Source organism: uncultured Salegentibacter sp. (assembly GCF_963972535.1).
Lineage (GTDB): Bacteria > Bacteroidota > Bacteroidia > Flavobacteriales > Flavobacteriaceae > Salegentibacter.
Genome location: NZ_CAXAVR010000189.1, coordinates 1 through 2782 on the forward strand (window position 1 = coordinate 1; position 2782 = coordinate 2782).

At 37.3% G+C, this 2782-nt stretch carries 5 protein-coding genes; 1 reads left to right on the forward strand and 4 read right to left on the reverse strand.

Features of this window, described 5'->3' with window-relative positions; all coding sequences use genetic code 11:
* The 4 genes from mutL to AACZ30_RS13660 all read right to left on the reverse strand — a co-directional run.
* Positions 1-452 (reverse strand): DNA mismatch repair endonuclease MutL (gene mutL, locus AACZ30_RS13645; RefSeq protein WP_339650062.1); only part of this gene is annotated, 452 nt, incomplete at its 3' end.
* Positions 453-746 (reverse strand): hypothetical protein, encoded by a 294-nt coding sequence (locus tag AACZ30_RS13650; protein ID WP_093302413.1) that lies wholly within the window; start codon positions 744-746, stop codon positions 453-455. It lies immediately after the preceding gene.
* A gap of 110 nt (positions 747-856) precedes the next feature.
* Positions 857-1354: a 6,7-dimethyl-8-ribityllumazine synthase gene (gene ribH / locus AACZ30_RS13655; protein WP_075326620.1), complete on the reverse strand. Its 498-nt coding sequence runs from the start codon at positions 1352-1354 to the stop codon at positions 857-859.
* A 2-nt stretch (positions 1355-1356) separates the two neighbouring features.
* Positions 1357-2130: a tetratricopeptide repeat protein gene (locus AACZ30_RS13660; protein ID WP_339650066.1), complete on the reverse strand. Its 774-nt coding sequence runs from the start codon at positions 2128-2130 to the stop codon at positions 1357-1359.
* 146 nt (positions 2131-2276) lie between these two features.
* On the opposite strand from AACZ30_RS13660, the gene AACZ30_RS13665 reads away from it, so the two are divergent.
* Positions 2277-2782: AAA family ATPase (locus AACZ30_RS13665; RefSeq protein WP_339650069.1), on the forward strand; the 506-nt coding region annotated here is incomplete at its 3' end.

The window sequence follows — 2782 nt, forward strand, 5'->3', positions numbered from 1 at the left end:
AGGTTTTTTACACTTACCGAAGTTCCTTTTGGGCAAACACAAACATCCTGATTGGCAACTTTACTGCCTTCAACTTTAATTTGTGTTCCAACTTCATCATCTTCAGGTTTCGTTTTTAATTCTACATGGGCAATTGCAGCAATAGAAGCCAATGCTTCTCCCCTAAAGCCTTTGGTTTGCAAACTAAAAAGATCTTCAGCAGCTTTAATTTTTGAAGTAGCGTGTCGTTCAAAACACATCCTGGCATCGGTAAGGCTCATTCCCTTCCCATCATCAACCACCTGGATAAGAGTTTTTCCCGCGTCTTTAATTACCACCTGGATATTTCCAGAACCAGCATCAATAGCATTTTCCACGAGTTCCTTTACCACCGAAGCAGGGCGTTGCACCACTTCCCCGGCAGCAATCTGGTTCGCTACATGGTCTGGTAAAAGTTGAATTATATCTGTCATTTAGGGTTGATTGGAAAAGATGGACAGATCAAAGTCAATTATCCATAGAAAAATAAGAACCAGCACCATAATAATAATGAGCAATCGCTTATTAATCTCCCGGTTTCCCCGGGTTCTACTTGATTTACGCACTTCAGCCCATTGAGAGCCAAAATCTATGGCATTTGTAGTTTCTTTATACTTACTAAATTTTGAATCAAAACTATAAATATTACCCGTATCCTTCCCCTTATAATAACGTGGGGTGTAATTATACCGGGCATTCTTTCTGGGTTTATGAATTTTGATTTTCAAAATATGTTGATTTTCTGTGGTAGTTCAAATTTACTCAAATTGCTTCAAAAAACCGAAGCGAACGAGCTTAAAAAGAAATCAACAATAATAATGCCGATGTATATTTTTATTTAAAATCTGGCGTCCTGGCGTAATTTAGCCATTTTAATAGCAGCTATGGCAGCTTCAGTACCTTTATTACCGTGCTTCCCGCCACTTCTATCTATGGCCTGTTGCATATTTTGATCGGTTAAAACACAAAAGATAATTGGAGTATCGTTTTGTACATTCAAGTCTTTTATACCCTGGGTAACGCCTTCACAAACAAAATCAAAATGTTTTGTTTCTCCCTCAATTACGCTTCCAATAGCAATAATCGCATCAAGCATATCATAACTTTCCTGCATTTTTTTGCAACCGTAAATAAGTTCAAAACTGCCGGGTACATTCCACCGAACAATTCTCTTTTCCTGTACCTTATTTTCTATAAGTGCGTTAAAAGCGCCTTCATAAAGGCCTTCGGTAATTTTATCGTTCCATTCTGAAACAACAATCCCGATGCGAAAATCACTCGCATCGGGAAGTTGGTCTTTATCGTAATCTGAAAGGTTATTTCCTTCTGTAGCCATAATTATTGTTTTGCAGCACGAGCCTGCCCCATATAGATTGGCACCTGCTCAGCTTCTGGAGCTTCTGGATACTCATCTTTTATTTTCTGAAGGTGTTCTTCGGCTTCAGCTGGTTGCCCCACTTCTAAAGCGGTTATTGCTGCTTTAAGTAAAAATTTTGGTGTTGTAAATTCATTAGAACGCATAGAAGCAGCCTTTTCGTAATAATCTAGAGCTTCTTCCGGTTGTTCTAATTGCATAAAAGCATCTCCAATTCCGCCAGTAGCTAAAGCAGCCAGAACTTCATCATCACTATTAAAATCTTCAAGATAATTGATTGCTTCCTGGTAATTTCCGGTGTTCAAATAAGCGAAACCGGCATTGTAAGTTGCAAGGTTTGCTGCATCGGTACTTCCGTAGTTATCTATAATATCAAGAAAACCATATTTACCTTCACCACCATTTAAAGACATCGTGAAAAGTGAATCGCGCTCAGCGCCAGATGCGTTTAAAGCCGAAGCAAAATAGTTTTGAGCCTGAGCCATTTCATTGGCCGCTTCCTCCTGTTTTGGTTCACTTACAAAACGTTGGTAACCAAGGTAACCTAAAACGGCTACGATTGCTACGGCAACAATGATATAAATATACTTTTGATTTTCTGCTACCCAGGTTTCGGTCCTGCCAGCACCTTCGTCAAGAGTGTTAAATACTTCAGCAGTTGTAGATTCGTCTTCTACCTGTTTCTGCTGTTCTTCCTTATTAGATGGTTTATATCCTTTTTTCTTGTAAGTTGCCATAAAAACTGTTTAATGCGTGGCAAAAATATGATTTTTATTCAAAATTAAAAGGGAAATTATTTGTATTTTTTTAATATTTTCGGGTCATTCGCTTTACTTTCAGAATTCTATTATACAAATATCAAAAAGCTGAACAACAGCATTTTATGTTTTTAAAACAACTCTCTTTAGTTAATTACAAAAACCTGGATTCAGCTTCTTTCGAGTTTGACACGAAAATAAATTGTTTTGTAGGCAATAATGGCGTTGGCAAAACCAACGTTTTAGATAGTATTTATCATTTGGCTTTTGGAAAAAGCTATTTTAACCCAATTACCAGCCAAAACATTAATCACGATGCTGATTTTTTTGTGGTTGAAGGACAGTTTGAAAAATCACAAAAAGAGGAACAAATATTAGTAAGCGCTAAACGCGGACAAAAAAAAGTTATAAAGCGGAACAATAAGCCCTATGAAAAATTCAGTGATCATATTGGCTTTATTCCTACGGTAATTATTTCTCCGGCCGATCGTGATCTTATAATTGAAGGAAGCGAAACCCGCCGAAAATTTATGGATGGTGTGATCTCCCAGAGTGATAATGTTTATCTCAATAAACTTATTCAATACGGAAAGATAAACGCGCAGCGTAATTCTTTGCTAAAATACTTTGC

Bases quoted from the DNA above. Each gene is read 5' to 3' on its own strand.
- ribH (WP_075326620.1), bottom strand. From the start codon at position 1,354: ATGGCTACAGAAGGAAATAACCTTTCAGATTACGATAAAGACCAACTT.
- AACZ30_RS13660 (WP_339650066.1), bottom strand. From the start codon at position 2,130: ATGGCAACTTACAAGAAAAAAGGATATAAACCATCTAATAAGGAAGAA.